The organism is Variovorax sp. SG517, assembly GCF_013376045.1.
Taxonomy (GTDB): domain Bacteria; phylum Pseudomonadota; class Gammaproteobacteria; order Burkholderiales; family Burkholderiaceae_C; genus Variovorax.
This window is the reverse complement of record NZ_JABMJG010000010.1, coordinates 273,754-290,893: the sequence shown is the minus strand read 5'-3', so window position 1 is coordinate 290,893 and position 17,140 is coordinate 273,754. Positions and strand designations below refer to the sequence as shown.

Here is a 17,140-nt window from a genome sequence, read left to right as displayed (position 1 = left end):
TCACAGGAAGTGGTGGATGGCCGCATCGTCGCCTGACCCCGCCGATGGGGCAAACCGGATAATCTGGCCCCGAGCCATAGAAAAACTTGGCCTGAAGGACCCGCTCCATGCCGCTCGCACCGCCGCGTCCCCGCCTGCCGCCGCACACCGCCGTGCGCGCCTTCGAGGCAGCCGCACGCCATGGCAGCTTCGCGCGCGCGGCCGAGGAGCTGTTCGTCACGCCGGCCGCCATCGCGCAGCAGATCAAGGCGCTGGAAACCTGGGCCGGCGGCGCACTCTTCCAGCGCCACAGCCAGGGCATTCGCCTCAGCGCGCACGGGCGTCGCGCCTTGCCGGCCCTCAGCGCAGCCGTCGACCAGCTCGGCCTCGCCGTGCAGGCGCTGCGCCACGAGACCCAGACCGCCGCACGCCGCAGCACGCTGCAGGTGGCCGCGCTGCCGGCCGTGGCGCAGCTGTGGCTGTCTCCTCGCCTCTCGCGGCTGAAGGCGGAACTGCCCGGCGTGCAGGTGTCGGTGACCGCGCTGGAACAGCCGCCGAACTTCCGCCGCGAACCTTTCGACTTGGGCCTGTTCTATGCGCGCGCCGGCGAGCGCATCGAAACCGCAGCGGGCGCGCAGGCGATCCCGCTGGTGCGCGACCGGCTGCTGCCCGTGTGCAGCCCGCGCCTTCGCGAGCCCCTGCCCAGCGGCCGTCCGCGCACTCTCGAAGACCTCGCCGACCTGCTGCAGCACAGCGGCGGACTGCACGACACCGTCTGGCGCGACGACTGGCAGCGCTGGCTGCAGTCCGTGCGGCCCGGCACCACGGCGGCCGACGCAGACGCGCTCGCCGCAGGGCCAGACTTCTCGCTCTACAGCCTGGCGCTCCAGGCCGCGGCGGATGGCGAAGGTGTGCTGATGGGGCGCGAGCACCTTGTCGCGCCGCTGCTGGCGCAAGGCAAGCTGCATGCACCCTGGGGAAGGCCGAAAGCGCTGGGAGATACGGTGATGCTGCTGGTGCCCGCACATCGCAAGGGGCCGCTACTCACGCGGCAGGTGCAGGCCCTGCAGGCGCTGGCGTGAGAGGCGATCAGCCGGCCTGCCGTCGGGAAGCCGGTTCTACGCGACTCGCTCGGCAATCAGCACCGCGAAGAAGCCGAAGGCAGCCAGCAGCGTCCACTTCAGCACGATCCAGCCGATGCGGCGGTACTTGACCTGCCCCGTGCCCGCATAGAACGCGAAGCAAACGCCGGCCACCAGCAGAAGCAGCAGGATGGCCCAGCGGAACAGGAGCATGTCAGGAGCGGGGCCTTACCAGGCCCGCGCGACTTCGCCGAAACCGCGCGGTGCGCGCTTCTCGTCCTCGAAGGTCACGACCTCGTAGGCGTCGCTGTGCGAGAGCAGTTCGCGCAGCAGCTTGTTGTTGAGCGCATGGCCCGAACGGAACGCCTTGTAGGCGGCCAGCAGCGGCTTGCCGATGATGTAGAGGTCGCCCATCGCGTCGAGGATCTTGTGCTTCACGAACTCGTCGTCGTAGCGCAGGCCGCCCTCGTTCAGCACCTTGGTGTCGTCCATCACGATGGCGTTGTCGAGCCCGCCGCCGAGCGCGAGGCCCTTGCTGCGCATGTACTCGACTTCCTTCGTGAAGCCGAAGGTGCGCGCGCGGGCGATGTCGCGGCTGTACGAGTCGGTGCCCAGGTCGAACTCCACGCGCTGGCCGGTGGAGTTGACGACGCGGTGGTCGAAGTCGATCTCGAAGCTCAGCTTGTAGCCGTGGTACGGCTCCAGGCTCGCCCACTTCTCGTTGGCGCCCTCGCCTTCGCGCACCTCGACCTTGCGGGTCACGCGGATGAAGCGGCGCGGCGCCTTCTGCAGCGCGATGCCCGCGCTCTGCAGCAGGAACACGAAAGAGGAAGCCGATCCGTCGAGGATCGGCACTTCGTCAGCCGTGATGTCGATGTAGAGGTTGTCGATGCCCAGGCCCGCGCAGGCGGACATGATGTGCTCGACGGTCTGCACCTTGGCGCCGCCGGTGGAGACGGTGGAGGCGAGGCGCGTGTCGGTGACCGACTCGGCGGTCATTCGGATCTCGACCGGCTCGGGCAGGTCGACGCGGCGGAACACGATGCCCGTATCGGCCGGCGCCGGCCGCAGTGTCAGCTCCACGCGCTGGCCGCTGTGGAGCCCCACGCCCACGGCGCGGCTGATGGACTTGAGGGTTCGTTGTTGCAGCACGGCCGGGATTTTAGGCGCCCGACGGGCGTGGCGGCCTATGCCCCTCGCTATGGCACCGATAGACATGGGTTCTATGCAATTGCTTCGATTTGACCCGAAATGGACGCAAAGGGCACGAGGCGAGCGCAGCGCCTAGAGCCAGCGGACGTCCCTTTCGGGTCGTCCCCGTGCCCCTTGCGCCCTCTCGTGCCCTCTGCGTCGAGCTGGTCCCTTCGCACAACACCGAGGAGCCGGCTCTGCCGGTCCTCAGGTGTTGCCCCCGGTAGGGGGTTGGCGAAGCGACACGAAGTGCGCGCAGCCTGGGGGGCGAGCCAGGTTCAATCAGCTTGACGACGCAGGAACGCCGGGATCTCGAAGTCGTCCATGCCGCCCGAAGACAGCGCGTCCACCTTCGCGGCGGCCATCGTGCGGTTGGTGCGCCACACGCTGGGAACGGCCATGCCGTCGTAGTTGGGCTGGCTGCCGCCCGTGCCACCGGCATGACCCACGCCACCGAGCGTCGGCACGGTGAAGGGGATGTTGTCGGTGCCGGTGCGGATGACTTCCAGCGTCGGCTGCTGGCGGCGAGCGTCGGGACGCGAGAGGCCGGTGGCCACCACGGTCACGCGCATCTCGTCGCCCAGGCTGTCATCGTAGGCGGCGCCGTAGATCACGTGCGCGTCCGGCGAAGCGTAGGCGCGGATGGTGTTCATCGCCAGCTTCGACTCGTTCAGCTTCAGCGAGCCCTTCGATGCCGTCACCAGCACCAGCACGCCCTTGGCGCCCGAGAGGTCGATGCCTTCGAGCAGCGGGCAGGCCACGGCCTGTTCGGCGGCGATGCGCGCGCGGTCGGGGCCAGCGGCCGCGGCCGTGCCCATCATGGCCTTGCCGGGCTCGCCCATCACGGTGCGCACGTCTTCGAAGTCGACGTTCACGCCGCCGTACTCGTTGATGATTTCCGAGATGCCGCCCACGGCGTTCTTCAGCACGTCGTTGGCCTGCGCGAAGGCTTCGTCCTGCGTGACGTCCTCGCCCAGCACGTCGAGCAGCTTCTCGTTGAGCACGACGATCAGCGAGTCGACATTCGCCTCGAGCTCGGCTAGGCCGGCGTCGGCGTTGGTCATGCGGCGGCCGCCTTCCCAGTCGAAGGGCTTGGTCACCACGCCCACGGTGAGGATGCCCATTTCCTTCGCCACGCGCGCGATCACGGGAGCGGCGCCGGTGCCGGTGCCGCCGCCCATGCCGGCCGTGATGAACAGCATGTGCGCGCCGTCGATGGCGGCGCGGATGTCGTCCACCGCGGCTTCGGCCGCGTCACGGCCCTTCTCGGGCTTGCTGCCGGCGCCCAGGCCGCTGGTGCCCAGCTGGATGATCTTGTGCGCGTTGCTGCGCTGCAGGGCCTGTGCGTCGGTGTTCGCGCAGACGAACTGAACGCCCTGCACGCCACGCTCCATCATGTGGGCGACCGCATTGCCGCCGCCACCGCCGACACCGATCACCTTGATCTGCGTGCCCTGGTTGAACTCTTCGACTTCGATCATTTCGATGGTCATTTTTAACTCCTTGAATCTTGCAGTTGCCGTTATGTGTCTGTGAATATTTCTTGTGGACTGACGGGATCAACGAAGAGCCCGTCGCGATGGTGGACCTGTTCGTCGCCATCGCTCGTTGAAATGCATCGGGGGGCTGCCGCGGGCGAGCCAGAGTGGAGACTTGATCATGGCTAGAAATTCCCCACGATGAAGTCCTTGAAACGTCCGAATGCAGTCTTTACCGACCCATTCTTCTGCGCGACCTTAAAGCCGCGCATGCGTGCGAAGCGCGCTTCCTCGAGCAGGCCCATCACCGTCGCGGCGCGGGGCTGCGCGACCATGTCCGACAGCGCGCTCGAATACTTCGGGATGCCGCGGCGCACCGGCTTGAGGAAGATGTCCTCGCCGAGCTCGACCATGCCGGGCATCACGGCGCTGCCGCCCGTGAGCACCACGCCCGACGACAGCACCTCTTCGTAGCCCGACTCGCGCACCACCTGCTGCACCAGCGAGAAGATCTCCTCGATGCGCGGCTCGATCACGCCGGCCAGCGCCTGCTTGCTCAGCATGCGCGGGCCGCGATCGCCGAGGCCGGGCACTTCCACCTGCGTCTCGGGGTCGGCCAGCAGCTGCTTGGCGAAGCCGTTCTCGACCTTGATGTCTTCCGCGTCCTTGGTCGGCGTGCGCAGCGCCATCGCGATGTCGCTGGTGATGAGGTCGCCCGCGATCGGGATCACCGCCGTGTGGCGGATCGCGCCGTTGGTGAAGATCGCCACGTCGGTCGTGCCTGCGCCGATGTCCACCAGCACCACGCCCAGTTCGCGCTCGTCTTCGGTCAGCACCGCCTGGCTGGAGGCCAGCGGGTTCAGCATGAGCTGGTCGACTTCCAGGCCGCAGCGGCGCACGCACTTGATGATGTTCTCGGCCGCGCTCTGCGCGCCGGTCACGATGTGCACCTTGGCCTCCAGGCGCATGCCGCTCATGCCGATCGGCTCCTTCACGTCCTGGCCGTCGATCACGAACTCCTGCGGCTCCACCAGCAGCAGGCGCTGGTCGCTGGAGATGTTGATGGCGCGCGCCGTCTCCACCACGCGGGCCACGTCGGCGGGCGTCACTTCCTTGTCCTTCACCGCCACCATGCCGCTCGAATTGATGCCGCGGATGTGGCTGCCGGTGATGCCGGTGTAGACGCGGCTGATCTTGCAGTCGGCCATCAGCTCGGCCTCTTTCAGCGCCTGCTGGATGCTCTGCACGGTGGCGTCGATGTTCACCACCACGCCGCGCTTGAGGCCGTTGCTCGGGGCGATGCCCAGGCCGGCCAGCTTGAGCTCGCCGCCGGGCAGCACCTCGGCCACGACCACCATCACCTTGGCGGTGCCGATGTCGAGTCCTACGACCAGGTCTTTGTATTCTTTGGGCATTGAAATGTCCTCGATTCCTCGGTATTCGCTACTTGATTTTTCTTGGGGCCTCGGGCGAGACCGTGGTGACGCCGCGCAGCCGCAGTGCATACGCGTCGTTGTGGCGCAGGTCGGCGCCCTCGACGTCGGCCATGGTGCGGCGGTACTGGCCCGCGACCTGGGTCACGGTCTTCAGGAAGCGCTGCAGGCGGGCCGTCACCTCCTCGCCCTGGCCGCGGCCGAGCTCGATCTCGGCGCCGCTGTCGAGCACCACCTTCCAGCTGCCGCGGCTCGACAGCGTGAGCTCGTCGATGCTCAGGTCGTAGGGCTGGAACTGCGGCTGCAGCACGCGGTACATGCCGAGCACCTGGCCGGCCTGCTCGATCGGCCCGTCCAGGCGCGGCAGGTTGTCATCCACCTCGGCCACGTTGGCCTCGAACACGTCGCCGAAGCCGTTGATCAGCTTCGAGCTCGACTCGTCGCCCCAGGTGGCCACCGGCACCTGCTCGGTCAGCGTCACGCGCAGCTTGTTCGGGAACTCGCGCCGCACCACCGCGCTGCGCACCCACGGCACCGACTCGAAGGCCGCGCGCGCGCGCGCCAGGTCGATGGTGAAGAAGTTGCCCTTGAGCTGCGGCGCCACGTTGGCGCGCAGCGTGACCGCGTTGTTGTGCGTGACCTCGCCGTCCACCTTGATGCCGGCGATCGGGAAGAAAGGCTGGCGCAGCACCCACCACGCGCCCGCGGCAAGCAGCATGAGCGCCACCGCCGCGAACGCAAGGTTGGCGACGATGTTCATGAGCTTGACGTCGAAGGGCGCTGGAATGCTGTCGGCCATGGCTATAGCGAGCCTCCCGTTGCGTCCAGCGTGGCGGCAGCCAGCACCCGCAGGCACAGCTCCTCGTACGCGATGCCCGCGGCGCGGGCCGACATCGGCACCAGCGAGTGGCTGGTCATGCCGGGCGAGGTGTTCATCTCCAGCAGGAAGGGCTTGCGGTCGCTCGCGCGGATCATCACGTCGGCGCGGCCCCAGCCGCGGCAGCCGAGCGTGCGGTAGGCGGCCAGCGTGATGCGCTGGATCTCGTGCTCCTCGGCCTCCGGAAGGCCGCTCGGGCACTGGTACTTCACGTCGTCGGTGAAGTACTTGTTCTGGTAGTCGTAGGCGCCCTCGGGCGCGGCGATGCGCACCACCGGCAGCGCGCGCGCGTCGAGCCCGTGGCCGAGCACGGCGCAGGTCACTTCCTCGCCCTCGATGAATTCCTCGCACAGCACGTCGGCGTCGTACTTGGCCGACAGCGCCACCGCGTCCTGCATCTCTGAATAGCCTTGGACCTTGGTCACGCCGATGGACGAGCCTTCGCGCGGCGGCTTCACGATCAGCGGCAGGCCGAGCACGTCGGGCACCGCCCTGACCTGCTCGCGGCTTTGCTGGTCGAAGGCCAGGCGCACGTACTTGGGCGTGGGCAGGCCATCGGCCTGCCAGATGCGCTTGGTCATGACCTTGTCCATCGCCACGCTCGAGGCCATCACGCCCGAGCCGGTGTAGGGAATGCCGAGCAGTTCGAGCGCGCCCTGCACGGTGCCGTCCTCGCCATGGCGGCCGTGCAGCGCGACGAAGCAGCGCGCGAAGCCTTCATGCTTCAGCTCGGCCAGTTCGCGCTGCGACGGATCGAAGGCATGCGCGTCCACGCCGCGCGAGCGCAGCGCCTCGAGCACGCCGGTGCCCGACATCAGCGAGATCTCACGTTCGGCCGAACTGCCGCCGAACAGCACGGCGACCTTGCCGAAGAGCTTGGGGTCCTGAAGGCTCATGAGGCCCTCCCTTTGCGCGAGGCGCGCTCGGATGTTGAAGATGCGGCCGCCGCCGTAGCTGCCGTGGCCACCGCCGCGCCGAGCTCGACCACCTTGGCCGGCACCGCGCCGATGGAGCCCGCGCCCATCGAGAGCACCACGTCGCCCGGACGGGCGTTGTCGAGAATGGCGCGCGGCATCGCGGCGATGTCGTCGACGAAGACCGGCTCGACCTTGCCCGCCACGCGCAGCGCGCGCGCCAGCGTGCGGCCGTCGGCTGCGACGATGGGCGCCTCGCCGGCGGCATAGACCTCGCCCAGCAGCACCGCGTCGGCCGTGCCGATGACTTTCACGAAATCTTCGAAGCAGTCGCGCGTGCGGGTGTAGCGGTGCGGCTGGAAGGCCAGCACCAGCCGGCGGCCCGGAAACGCGCCGCGCGCGGCCGCGATGGTGGCGGCCATCTCCACGGGATGGTGGCCGTAGTCGTCGATCACCGTGAAGGTGCCGGCAGCATCCCCGCCCTGCACAGCCACGTCGCCGTAGCTCTGGAAGCGGCGGCCCACGCCCTTGAAACCGGCCAGCCCGCGCTGCACCGCCTCGTCGGCAATGCCGAGCTCGACCGCCACCGCGATCACCGACAGCGCATTGCGCACATTGTGCTCGCCCGGCAGGTTCAGCACGATGGGCAGGTCGGGCAGCGTCACGCCGTTGCGGCGCTGCGCGGTGAAGTGCATCTGGCCGCCGACGGCGCGCACGTCGATGGCGCGCACCTGGGCGTCCTCGCCGAAGCCGTAGCTGGTGACCGGGCAGGTCACGTCGGCCACGATCTCGCGCACCGCCGGATCGTCGGTGCACAGAATGGCCACGCCGTAGAACGGCATGCGGTGCAGGAAGTCGACGAAGGCCTTCTTGAGCTTCGCGAAGTCGTGCCCGTAGGTCTCCATGTGGTCGGCGTCGATGTTCGTGACCACCGCCATCACCGGCAGCAGGTTCAGGAACGAGGCGTCCGACTCGTCGGCTTCCACCACGATGTAGTCGCCGCTGCCGAGCTGCGCGTTGGCGCCGGCGCTGTTTAGGCGCCCGCCGATCACGAAGGTCGGATCGAGCCCGGCGGCATCGAGCACGCTCGCCACCAGGCTGGTGGTCGTGGTCTTGCCGTGCGTGCCGGCAATGGCGATGCCCTGCTTCAGCCGCATCAGCTCGGCCAGCATCAGCGCGCGCGGCACGACCGGAATGCGCTTCTCGCGCGCGGCCAGCACCTCGGGGTTGTCCGACTGCACTGCCGTCGACGTGACGACCGCATCCGCGCCCTCGATGTGCGCGGCCGCGTGGCCCACGAAGGTACCGATGCCCAGGCCAGCGAGCCGGCGCAGCGTGGCGCTGTCGGCCAGGTCGGAGCCGGTGATCTTGTAGCCCAGGTTCAGCAGGACCTCGGCGATGCCGCTCATGCCGGAGCCGCCGATGCCGACGAAATGGATGTGACGAATCGCGTGCTTCATTTGGCAAGCTCCTCGCAGGCACGGATGACCGCCTCGACGGCTTGGGTCTTCTGCATGGTCTTGGCCTTCTCGGCCTTCTCTATCAGCGCATCGCGCCCGGTTTTCTGTAGCAAGTCAGCCAGCAATTCAGGAGTGAGGTCGGCCTGCTGCACCAGCCAGCCGCCGCCCGCGTCCACGAGGAAGCGCGCATTGGTGGTCTGGTGGTCGTCGACCGCCGAGGGGAAAGGCACGAACAGCGCTGCTGCGCCGACGGCCGCGATTTCTGTGACGGTGCTGGCACCGGCGCGCGCGACGATGATGTCGGCGTCCGCATAGGCCTGCGCGGTGTCTTCGATGAAGGGCGTGAGCTCGCCCTCGACGCCCGCAGCCTCGTAGTTGGCGCGCAGTTCGTCGATCTGCTTAGCGCCGCTCTGGTGCAGCACCTGCGGGCGCGAGGCCGGCTCGATGCGGGCCAGCGCCTGCGGCACCACGGTGTTGAGGCCGCGCGCACCGAGGCTGCCGCCCACCACCAGCAGTCTCAGCGGACCGCTGCGGCCCGCGAAGCGCTCGGCCGGCGCCGGCTTGGAAGTGAAGGCCGCACGCAGCGGGTTGCCCACCCACTGCGCCTTCTTCAGCACGTTGGGGAAGGCGGTGAACACGCGGTCGGCCACGCCCGCCAGCACCTTGTTGGCGAGGCCCGCCACCGAGTTCTGCTCGTGCAGCACCAGCGGCTTGCCGACCAGCACGCCCATCATTCCGCCCGGGAAGGTGATGTAGCCGCCCAGGCCCACCAGCACGTCGGGCTTCACGCGGCGCACCACGCCCAGGCTCTGCCAGAAGGCGCGCAGCAGGCGCAGCGGCAGCAGGAACAGCGTGAGCGGGCCCTTGCCGCGCACGCCACCGAACTGCACGGGCTCGAAGGCGAAGCCGCGCGGCGGCACCAGTTTTTCTTCCATGCTGCCGGGAGCGCCCAGCCAGTGCACCTTCCAGCCGCGCTCGCGCAGGGCCTCGGCCACCGCGAGTCCGGGGAAGATGTGGCCGCCGGTGCCGCCGGCCATGACGAGTGCGGTGCGGCCGGTCATACGCGGCCTCCTCTCATGAGCACTCGGTTCTCGTAATCGATGCGCAGAACGACTGCCAGCGCCACCAGGTTCATCAGGATCGCCGAGCCGCCGAAGCTCATCAGCGGCAGCGTCAGCCCCTTGGTCGGCAGCGCGCCGAGGTTCACGCCCATGTTGATGAAGGTCTGGAAGCCCAGCCACACGCCCACGCCCTGGGCGACCAGGCCCGAGAACACGCGGTCGAGCGCGATGGCCTGGCGGCCGATGTGCATGATGCGGCGCGTGAGCCACAGGAACAGGCCGATGATCAGCAGCACGCCGACGAGGCCGAACTCCTCGCCGATCACGGCCAGCAGGAAGTCGGTGTGCGCCTCGGGCAGCCAGTGCAGCTTCTCGACGCTGCCGCCCAGGCCCACGCCGAAGATCTCGCCGCGGCCGATGGCGATCAGCGAGTGCGACAGCTGGTAGCCCTTGCCCAGCGCGTGCTCCTCGCTCCACGGATCGAGGTACGCGAAGATGCGCTCGCGGCGCCACGGGCTGCTCGCGACGATGGTGCCGAAGGCCACCACCACCAGCGCGGCGATCAGGAAGAACATGCGCGCGTTCACGCCGCCCAGGAACAGGATGCCCATGGCGATCACGGCGATCACCATGAAGGCGCCCATGTCGGGCTCGGCCATCACCAGCATGCCGACCACCACCACCGCCACGCCCATCGGCAGCACGGCGCGGAAGAAGCGCTCCTTGATCTCCATCTTGCGCACCATGTAGCTGGCGGCGTAGAGCACCATCGCCAGCTTGGCCAGCTCCGAGGGCTGGAAGCGCATGAAGCCCATGGGCAGCCAGCGGCGCGCGCCGTTCACGTTGATGCCGATGTGCGGAATGAGCACCGCCACCAGCAGCAGCAGCGAGGCCACGAAGAGCCAGGGCGCGGCGCGCTCCCAGGTCTTCATCGGGATCTGGAAGGCCAGCAGCGCGGCGATGAACGCGAACACCACCGAGGCCGCGTGCCGCGTGAGGAAGTACGAGGCGCTGTAGCCGGCGCGCGCGAAGCGCGGGTTGTCGGGCAGCGCGATGGAGGCCGAATACACCATGATCAGGCCCCAGGTCAGCAGCGCCACCGTGACCCAGACCAGCGCCTGGTCGAAGCCCAGCACGCGCATCGGCGTGGCCTTTGTCTGCGCGATACCGGCGCCGCCCAGCCGCACGGGCAGGTGCACGGGCAGCGAGTCGATCCCGCTGCGCGCGCGCCTGAACCAGCCGCCGAAACGGCTGGTGGATGCGTTGGGCGTGGCGCCTGAGGCGGCAGAGTTCAAACCAGGTCCTCCGTCGTCGAATCGCCCAGGCCGCGCGGGCTGTCGGCGTAGGCCTGCACGGCCTCGCGGAACACCTCGGCGCGGTGCGCGTAGTCCTTGAACATGTCGAAGCTCGCACAGGCCGGTGACAGCAGCACGGCATCGCCGGGGTTGGCGCGCGCGGACGCGAGCTTCACGGCCTCGTCCATCGAGGCGGCGTGCAGCAGCGAGACGCCGGTCGATGCCAGCGCGGCTTCGATGACCGGCGCGTCGCGGCCGATGAGCACCACGGCGCGCGCGTACTGGCGTACGGGCGCAGCGAGCGGCTCGAAGTCCTGCCCCTTGCCTTCGCCACCCAGGATGACGACCACGCGGCGTTCCTCGCCAAGACCGGTCAGGGCTGCAGCGGTGGCGCCCACGTTGGTGCCCTTGCTGTCGTCGAAGTACTCGACCTCGTCGATGACTGCGATGGGCTCCACGCGGTGCGGCTCGCCCTGGTATTCGCGCAGGCCGTAGAGCATGGCGTTCAGCGGGCAGCCGGCGGCGCTGGCCAGCGCCAGGGCCGCTAGCGCGTTCATGGCGTTGTGGCGGCCGCGGATGCGCAGCGCGTCGGCGGGCATCAGGCGCTGCAGGAAGATCTCTTCCTCGACCACGGCACCGCGTTTGCGCTTCTGCGTCTCGTCGGCTTCCAGCGCGCGCACCAGCCACGACATGCCGTTGACGCGCTCGATGCCGTAGTCGCCCGGGCGCAGCGGCATCGCGGAGCCGAAGGTGACGTGCGTGCGGATCTGCGGGCGCTGCAGCTTGACCTTGACGGGCGCGGGCAGCATCGCCATCACGCCAGCGTCGTCGCGGTTGAGGATCATCAGCCCGTGCGCGCCGAAGATGCGCGCCTTGGCCGCGCCGTAGGCGGCCATGTCGCCGTGCCAGTCGAGGTGGTCCTGCGTGAGGTTGAGCACCGTGGCGGCCGTGGGCTCGAAGCCCTGTACGCCGTCGAGCTGGAAGCTTGACAGCTCCAGCACCCACACGTCGGGCAGCGTGTCGGCATCCATGTGCGCCGAGAGCGTGTCGAGCAACGTCGGGCCGATGTTGCCGGCCACGGCCACGGTCTTGCCCGCGCGCTCGACCAGTTGGCCTGTGAGCGAGGTGACGGTCGTCTTGCCGTTGGTGCCGGTGACCGCGAGCACCGCGGGCGTGTAGCCCTTGGGCGCCTCGGGCTCGACGGGCGGCGCCAGTTCGAGTTGGGGCGACGGCTCTTCCTCGACGGCGGCCGAGGCCGGGTTGGTGGCCGAGAGCTCGGCGATGCGCGCGACGAACTCGGCGGCTTCCTTGGCTGCGGTCGGGACGTAGGGCTTGCCGGTGGTGGGCAGGCGCGACACGGTGGCGGGCGCGGGTGCCGCCGCCGGAGCCTCGGGAACACCGGCTTCGGGAGCCTGCGGTGTTTCGGCCGTGGCCGCGTCGGTGGATTCGGATGCGGGTTCTGCCGCCGGCTGTGCGACAGCCTCCGTGGCTTCGGCAGGCGCGGGCGATTCTTCGGCCTGCGGCGGCTGCGGCACGGCGACGCTCATCGATGGATCGCGCGGCATGGCTTCCGCCTGCGCGGGCACGGTCGGCTCGGGAGCGGGTTCGGCGGCCGCTTCGGCAGCAGACGATTCGGTTTCGGCAGGAGCGACAGGCGGCTGCACCGGTTCGGGCTCGGCAACCGCGGGCTCGTCCAGCGGCAGCTGCGCCTGAGGTTCCGCTTCGGCGGCTTCCACCGGCGCTTCGGCCACGGGTTCGGCCGGCGCTTGCGTCTCGGGTTCCGGATCGGCTTCCACCACCGGCACTTCGACCGTGCGCAGATCCAGCAGCGCACGCGCGAAAAGATCCAGCTCGCCGCCGACCGGCAGCCCCACGGCACGCGCCGCATCGGCCACCGGCGCGATGGTCGCGGGCGACAGGCCCGGCGAGCGGTACACGGCGCGGATCGGCGTGCCTTCGACCAGCGCGGCCGAGAACGGCCCGCTGACGAAGGTCACGCCCGGCAGTTCCTCGCGCAGCGTGGCGAGCAGCGCCGGCGCCTCGCGCGTGTCGGCCACGGTCACGACCGCGCCGTGGCGCGCGCACCAGCGCGCCATCGCCAGCCCGGACGCGCCGAGGCCGAGGATGAGGACGGGGAGGTCTTTCAGGTGCCGCATGTTTCCGTTACCGCAGCTTCAGCGTCGAAAGGCCCACGAGGCACAGCAGCATCGTGATGATCCAGAAGCGCACCACGACCTGCGTCTCGCGCCAGCCGCTCTTCTCGAAGTGATGGTGCAGCGGCGCCATCTTGAGCACGCGCCGGCCTTCGCCGAAGCGCTTCTTCGTGTACTTGAAGTAGGTGACCTGGGCCATCACCGAGATCGCCTCGACCACGAAGATGCCGCCCATGATGAAGAACACGATCTCCTGGCGCACGATGACCGCGATGGTGCCCAGCGCGCCGCCCAGCGCCAGCGCGCCCACGTCGCCCATGAACACCTGCGCCGGATGCGTGTTGAACCACAGGAACGCGAGCCCCGCGCCGGCCATGGCGGAGCAGAACACCAGCAGTTCGCCCGAGCCGGGGATGTTGGGGAACAGCAGGTACTTGGAGTACACCGCGCTGCCCGTGACGTAGGCGAACACGCCCAGCGCCGAGCCCACCATCACCACCGGCATGATCGCCAGGCCGTCGAGGCCGTCGGTCAGGTTCACGGCGTTGCTCGCGCCCACGATCACCAGGTAGGTGAGGATCACGAAGCCGATGCCGCCCAGCGGGTAGCTCACTTCCTTGAAGAAGGGCACCAGCAGGTTGATCTTGGGCGGGAAGTCGAGGTCGAAGCCCGACTGCACCCATGCGAAGAACAGCTGCACCACGCGCCAGTTGGAGCTCTCCGAGATGCTGAAGAGCAGGTAGAAGGCCGCGATCAGCCCCACCACCGACTGCCAGAAATACTTCTCGCGCGAGCGCATGCCCTCCGGGTCCTTGCGCACCACCTTGCGCCAGTCGTCCACCCAGCCGATGGCGCCGAAACCCATGGTCACCCACAGCACGATCCACACGAACCTGTTGGAGATGTCGAACCACAGCAGCGTGGCGAAGGCGATCGAGAACAGCACCAGCACGCCGCCCATGGTGGGCGTGCCGCTCTTGGTGAGGTGCGTCTCCATGCCGTAGCCGCGCACCGGCTGGCCGATCTTGAGCGCGGCGAGGCGGCGGATCACGTAGGGGCCGGCCACCAGGCCGACCACGAGCGCCGTCAGCGCGGCCATCAGCGCACGGAAGGTGAGGTACTGGAAGATGCGCAGGAACCCGAACTCGGGCGACAGCGTCTGCAGCCATTGGGCCAGTGTCAGCAGCATGTGGTTTCGCGCGGCTCATGCGTCATGGCCGCCCTCCTCTTGTTGTTGTGGTTGTTGTTGTCGTGCCTGCTCGACGACCTGCACCACGCGCTCCATCTTCATGAAGCGCGATCCCTTGACGAGCACGCTGCCGGCCTGCGGCAGGCGCGCGAGCACGGCCGCGCTCAGCGCGTCGAAATCTTCGAAATGGCGGCCGTCGGCACCGCCGAAGGCGGCGACGGTGTGCGCCGTCGCGGCGCCCAGCGCATAGACGGACTCGATGCCGCGCCGGCGGGCATGCTCGCCGACTTCGGCGTGGAACTCGGGCGAGCGGTCGCCCACCTCGCCCATGTCGCCCAGCACCAGCAGGCGCGGGCCTGGCAGCGCGGCCAGCACGTCGATGGCGGCGATCACGGAATCGGGGTTGGCGTTGTAGCTGTCGTCGACCAGCGTGAGCGCATGGCCGCCGGGCAGCGCGATCTCGCTGGCGCGCGAGCGGCCCTTGACCGGCTCGAAGGCCGACAGGCCCGCGCCGATGGTCTCCAGCGACACGCCCGCCGCGAGCGCGCAGGCCGTGGCGGCCAGCGCATTGACGACGTTGTGCCGGCCCGCGATGTGCAGGCGCGCGTCGAAGTCGCCCACCGGCGTGCGGATGCCCACGGCCCAGGCGCCCTGCTTCCATTCGGCGCGCAGCAGCGAGACGTCGGCGTCCTCGTGCTCGCCGAAGGTCAGGCAGCGGCGCGAGCCGCCCGCGTGGGCCATGTCGGTCCACAGCGAGGTGAACTCGTCGCCGTACGGGAAGACGGCCGTGCCGTCCTCGGGCAGCACCGCGAACACGGCGGCGTTCTCGACGGCCACCGCCTCGACGGTGGCCATGAACTCCTGGTGCTCGCGCTGCGCGTTGTTGACCAGCGCGATGGTCGGGCGCGAGATGGCCGCCAGCCGCGCGATCTCGCCCGGATGGTTCATGCCCAGCTCCAGCACCGCGCGCTGGTGCTGCGCGCGCAGGCGCAGCAGCGTGAGCGGCACGCCGATCTCGTTGTTGAAGTTGCCGGCCGTGGCCAGCGCCCGTTCGGCGCGGAAGGCGAACAGCACTGCCGCGATCATCTGCGTGACCGTGGTCTTGCCGTTGCTGCCGGTCACGGCGATCAGCGGCAGGTCGAACTGCGCGCGCCAGCCCGCGCCGAGCGCGCCGAGCGCGACCAGCGAGTCGGGCACCTCGAGGCCCGCGAGGCCCGCGGCCTCCAGGCCGTGGTGCGCGATGGCTGCAATTGCCCCTTGCTTCTTCGCCTCGGCGAGGAAATCGTTGGCGTCGAAGCGCTCGCCCTTGAGCGCGACGAACAGGTCGCCGGGCGCGAGCGTGCGCGTGTCGGTGTGCACACGGGCGATGACGATGGATCCGTCGCCGACGAGGCGCGAACCCGGAATCCATTGCTGGATCCGGGCCAGGGTGATGTCCAGGGGGGTCGTGATGCCGGTCATGCCGCGGCTCCCCTCTTTGCCAGCGCCTGCAGCGCATGGACCTTGTCCGAGAACTCGATGCGCTGGCCGGCGATTTCCTGCCAGGCTTCGTGGCCCTTGCCGGCGATCAGCACCACGTCTTGTGGCGCGGCCTGCGCGATCGCGTCGGCGATGGCCGCCGCGCGGTCGGGCTGCACCTGCGCGGCGTCGGGGCGCGAGAAACCGCGCAGCACCTGGCTGATGATCGCGTCGGGCTTCTCGCTGCGCGGGTTGTCGCTGGTGACGATCACGCGGTCGGCCTGGCGTTCGGCGACGGCGGCCATCATGGGGCGCTTGATCGGGTCGCGGTCGCCGCCGCAGCCGAACAGGCACCACAGCGCGCCGCCGCGCTGCTTCGCCAGCGGACGCAGGCCGATCAGCGCCTTGTCGAGCGCATCGGGCGTGTGGGCGTAGTCGACCACTGCCAGCGGAGCGCCTTCGCCGGAGCCCGCGCGGTCCATGCGCCCGGGCACGCTGGTGAGGTTGGCGCAGGCGGCCACGGCCTGGGCCAGCGTGAGGCCCAGCGCGCGCAGCGTGCCGAGCACGCCCAGCAGGTTCGAGACGTTGTACTGGCCGATGAGCCCGGTCGACAGGCGCTCCACGGCAGCCGTGCCGTGCTCGGCCACCGAGAACTGCAGGCCCTGCGCGTCGTAGCCGATGTCGCGCGCCACGAGGCGGGCCGGCTTGCCGCCGGCCGAGACGGTCCACACGTCGAGCGCGCCGATGCCGGCGTCGAGCAGGTTCGCGCACAGGCTGGCGCCGTGCGTGTCGTCGATGTTGATCACCGCGGCGCGTAGGCCGGGCCAGCGGAACAGTTCGGCCTTGGCCTGCCAGTAGGCGTCCATGCTGCCGTGGTAGTCGAGGTGGTCCTGCGTGAAGTTGGTGAACACGGCCACCGCGATCTGCGCGCCGTCGAGGCGGCGCTCGGCGATGCCGATGGACGAGGCCTCGATGGCGCAGGCGCCGAAGCCGCGCGTGACGAGCGAGCGCAGCTCGCGCTGCATCATGACCGGGTCGGGCGTGGTGAGGCCGGTGTAGGTCAGATCGGGCGGCACGCCGATGCCCAGCGTGCCCATCACCGCGCAGGGCGACGGCGCGTCGCGCTGCATCGTGCCGTCGGGCTTCATCACGCGCACGCCGCCGGCCGCCCGCAGCGTGGACAGCGACTCGGCCAGCCACCAGGCGGTGGAGGTCTTGCCGTTGGTGCCCGTCACGGCCAGCAGTTCGAGCATGGCCGAGGGGTTGTCGTAGAAGGCCGAGGCGATCGGACCGGTGGCGGCCTTCAGGCCGGGGTAGCTCACGATGCGCTCGCCGTATTCGCCCTGGTCGAAGCCGAAGGGCTCGACGCCCTCGTGCTCCACCAGGCAGACGGCGGCGCCCTGCTCCAGCGCGGCAGCCACGTGCCTGCGCCCGTCGGTGGCGGCGCCCGGCCAGGCGATGAAGACGTCGCCCGCGCCCACGGAACGGCTGTCGGCGTGCAGCGCGGCCTGCGGCGCGCGCTCCTTCAGCCAGGCGGCGACCAGTTGGGGGGAGGTGAAGGTCAGCATGT

At 69.6% G+C, this 17,140-nt stretch carries 14 protein-coding genes; 1 reads left to right on the top strand and 13 read right to left on the bottom strand.

Going from position 1 to position 17,140, the window contains the following annotated elements:
- Window positions 1–107: 107 nt before the first annotated feature.
- Complete coding sequence (locus FHT32_RS28085) at window positions 108–1,061, top strand: LysR substrate-binding domain-containing protein (RefSeq protein WP_176667835.1); 954 nt, start codon at window positions 108–110, stop codon at window positions 1,059–1,061.
- Between the two features lie 36 nt (window positions 1,062–1,097).
- Here the strand turns inward: FHT32_RS28085 and FHT32_RS28080 are convergent, their stop codons facing one another.
- From FHT32_RS28080 to FHT32_RS28020, 13 genes are all read right to left on the bottom strand, one after another.
- Window positions 1,098–1,274: a hypothetical protein gene (locus FHT32_RS28080; protein WP_019656766.1), complete on the bottom strand. Its 177-nt coding sequence runs from the start codon at window positions 1,272–1,274 to the stop codon at window positions 1,098–1,100.
- A 15-nt stretch (window positions 1,275–1,289) separates the two neighbouring features.
- Window positions 1,290–2,213 carry a UDP-3-O-acyl-N-acetylglucosamine deacetylase gene (gene lpxC / locus FHT32_RS28075; RefSeq protein ID WP_176667834.1) on the bottom strand — a complete coding sequence of 308 codons (924 nt, stop codon included), beginning with the start codon at window positions 2,211–2,213 and terminating at the stop codon, window positions 1,290–1,292.
- A gap of 317 nt (window positions 2,214–2,530) precedes the next feature.
- A complete protein-coding gene (ftsZ, locus tag FHT32_RS28070; protein ID WP_176667833.1) occupies window positions 2,531–3,745 on the bottom strand; it encodes a cell division protein FtsZ in 1,215 nt (404 codons plus the stop codon).
- 170 nt (window positions 3,746–3,915) lie between these two features.
- Window positions 3,916–5,145 carry a cell division protein FtsA gene (gene ftsA, locus FHT32_RS28065; RefSeq protein WP_093196937.1) on the bottom strand — a complete coding sequence of 410 codons (1,230 nt, stop codon included), beginning with the start codon at window positions 5,143–5,145 and terminating at the stop codon, window positions 3,916–3,918.
- Between the two features lie 28 nt (window positions 5,146–5,173).
- Window positions 5,174–5,962: a cell division protein FtsQ/DivIB gene (locus FHT32_RS28060; RefSeq protein WP_176667832.1), complete on the bottom strand. Its 789-nt coding sequence runs from the start codon at window positions 5,960–5,962 to the stop codon at window positions 5,174–5,176.
- Between the two features lie 2 nt (window positions 5,963–5,964).
- Window positions 5,965–6,936, bottom strand: coding sequence for a D-alanine--D-alanine ligase (locus FHT32_RS28055; protein WP_176667831.1), 972 nt, complete (start codon window positions 6,934–6,936; stop codon window positions 5,965–5,967).
- Window positions 6,933–8,414, bottom strand: coding sequence for a UDP-N-acetylmuramate--L-alanine ligase (gene murC, locus FHT32_RS28050; RefSeq protein ID WP_176667830.1), 1,482 nt, complete (start codon window positions 8,412–8,414; stop codon window positions 6,933–6,935). Before murC ends, FHT32_RS28055 begins: the two co-directional genes overlap by 4 nt.
- Window positions 8,411–9,475 (bottom strand): undecaprenyldiphospho-muramoylpentapeptide beta-N-acetylglucosaminyltransferase, encoded by a 1,065-nt coding sequence (murG, locus tag FHT32_RS28045; protein WP_176667829.1) that lies wholly within the window; start codon window positions 9,473–9,475, stop codon window positions 8,411–8,413. Before murG ends, murC begins: the two co-directional genes overlap by 4 nt.
- Complete coding sequence (gene ftsW / locus FHT32_RS28040) at window positions 9,472–10,770, bottom strand: putative lipid II flippase FtsW (RefSeq protein ID WP_176667828.1); 1,299 nt, start codon at window positions 10,768–10,770, stop codon at window positions 9,472–9,474. Before ftsW ends, murG begins: the two co-directional genes overlap by 4 nt.
- Complete coding sequence (gene murD, locus FHT32_RS28035; RefSeq protein ID WP_176667827.1) at window positions 10,767–12,926, bottom strand: UDP-N-acetylmuramoyl-L-alanine--D-glutamate ligase; 2,160 nt, start codon at window positions 12,924–12,926, stop codon at window positions 10,767–10,769. The genes ftsW and murD overlap by 4 nt, the downstream gene beginning before the upstream one ends.
- Before the next feature lie 7 nt (window positions 12,927–12,933).
- Window positions 12,934–14,112: a phospho-N-acetylmuramoyl-pentapeptide-transferase gene (gene mraY / locus FHT32_RS28030; RefSeq protein ID WP_019656756.1), complete on the bottom strand. Its 1,179-nt coding sequence runs from the start codon at window positions 14,110–14,112 to the stop codon at window positions 12,934–12,936.
- A 15-nt stretch (window positions 14,113–14,127) separates the two neighbouring features.
- A complete protein-coding gene (gene murF, locus FHT32_RS28025) occupies window positions 14,128–15,573 on the bottom strand; it encodes a UDP-N-acetylmuramoyl-tripeptide--D-alanyl-D-alanine ligase (protein WP_176667826.1) in 1,446 nt (481 codons plus the stop codon).
- A complete protein-coding gene (locus FHT32_RS28020) occupies window positions 15,570–17,138 on the bottom strand; it encodes a UDP-N-acetylmuramoyl-L-alanyl-D-glutamate--2,6-diaminopimelate ligase (RefSeq protein WP_176667825.1) in 1,569 nt (522 codons plus the stop codon). Before FHT32_RS28020 ends, murF begins: the two co-directional genes overlap by 4 nt.
- Window positions 17,139–17,140: the final 2 nt, after the last annotated feature.

Bases quoted from the DNA above. Each gene is read 5' to 3' on its own strand.
- FHT32_RS28085 (WP_176667835.1), top strand. From the start codon at position 108: ATGCCGCTCGCACCGCCGCGTCCCCGCCTGCCGCCGCACACCGCCGTG.
- FHT32_RS28080 (WP_019656766.1), bottom strand. From the start codon at position 1,274: ATGCTCCTGTTCCGCTGGGCCATCCTGCTGCTTCTGCTGGTGGCCGGC.
- ftsZ (WP_176667833.1), bottom strand. From the start codon at position 3,745: ATGACCATCGAAATGATCGAAGTCGAAGAGTTCAACCAGGGCACGCAG.
- ftsA (WP_093196937.1), bottom strand. From the start codon at position 5,145: ATGCCCAAAGAATACAAAGACCTGGTCGTAGGACTCGACATCGGCACC.
- FHT32_RS28060 (WP_176667832.1), bottom strand. From the start codon at position 5,962: ATGGCCGACAGCATTCCAGCGCCCTTCGACGTCAAGCTCATGAACATC.
- FHT32_RS28055 (WP_176667831.1), bottom strand. From the start codon at position 6,936: ATGAGCCTTCAGGACCCCAAGCTCTTCGGCAAGGTCGCCGTGCTGTTC.
- murC (WP_176667830.1), bottom strand. From the start codon at position 8,414: ATGAAGCACGCGATTCGTCACATCCATTTCGTCGGCATCGGCGGCTCC.
- murG (WP_176667829.1), bottom strand. From the start codon at position 9,475: ATGACCGGCCGCACCGCACTCGTCATGGCCGGCGGCACCGGCGGCCAC.
- murD (WP_176667827.1), bottom strand. From the start codon at position 12,926: ATGCGGCACCTGAAAGACCTCCCCGTCCTCATCCTCGGCCTCGGCGCG.
- mraY (WP_019656756.1), bottom strand. From the start codon at position 14,112: ATGCTGCTGACACTGGCCCAATGGCTGCAGACGCTGTCGCCCGAGTTC.
- murF (WP_176667826.1), bottom strand. From the start codon at position 15,573: ATGACCGGCATCACGACCCCCCTGGACATCACCCTGGCCCGGATCCAG.
- FHT32_RS28020 (WP_176667825.1), bottom strand. From the start codon at position 17,138: ATGCTGACCTTCACCTCCCCCCAACTGGTCGCCGCCTGGCTGAAGGAG.